At 74.7% G+C, this 847-nt stretch carries 1 protein-coding gene; it reads left to right on the top strand.

Annotation, left to right across the window (positions count from 1 at the left end):
• Positions 1 to 847, top strand: an 847-nt coding sequence (locus tag AC01Y6_RS10655) for a tetratricopeptide repeat protein (RefSeq protein ID WP_476671499.1), incomplete at both ends; no start/stop codon positions are given.

Genomic DNA, 847 nt, shown 5'->3' on the forward strand with positions numbered 1-847 from the left:
GACCTCCTCAGGCAAAGGGGCGACCTCCTGGCCATGGCCCGCCACCTGCAAGGGGCGGGAGAGGCCCGCAAGGCCGCCCACGCTTACCGCCTCCTGGCCCAGGAGGCCTGGCGGAGAGGCCACCCCGAGGAGGCCCTTCCCCTCTACCAAAAGGCCCTGGAGGCCGACCCCTCCTTGCGGGAGTTCCTGGAGGCGGAGCGCCAAGACGCCCTGGCCTCCCTGGGCCTGGCCGAGGAGGCCCCGGAGGGCCCTCGCTCCCAGGACCCGGTGCTCCAAGCCTTCAAGGCGGCTCAAGGGCCTTGGGCGCTTCTTCCCCTGCTCCCCGGGCTCAAGCCCTACCCCCGGGAGGAGGCCCAGGCCCGCCTGGCCCTGGCGGGGGCCTTCTGGCGGGCTTTCCAGCCCCGGCAGGCCCTGGAGGCCCTGGAGGCCTTTCCTCCCCAGGCCCCCCCCGCCTTGAGGCTCCAAGGGCGAAGCCTTCGGGCGGGCCTCCTCATGGACCTGGGGCGCTACCCGGAGGCCGAGGGCCTCCTGGCGGAGGGGGGGGAGGGGGACCTCGAGGCCCAGGTCCGCTTCCGCGCCACCCGCCTCCGCCTGCTCATGGAGACGGGCCGCCTGGAGGAGGCCCTGGCCGAGGGGGAGGCCGCCCACCGGGAGGGCCCCCACCCCTGGCTCGCCGCCTCCCTCCTCGCCGCCTGGGCCCTCAAAGGAAGGCTCCGGGAGGACCTCCTGGAGGAGGCCAAGAAGCACCCGGACGGCCGGGGCCTGGCTCTCCTCGCCCTGGCCCACCACCGCTGGCTCAGGGGAGAAAACCCCAAGCCCTTCCTGAAGGAAGCCCTCCGGGAGGCGG

The organism is Thermus sp., from assembly GCF_056332225.1.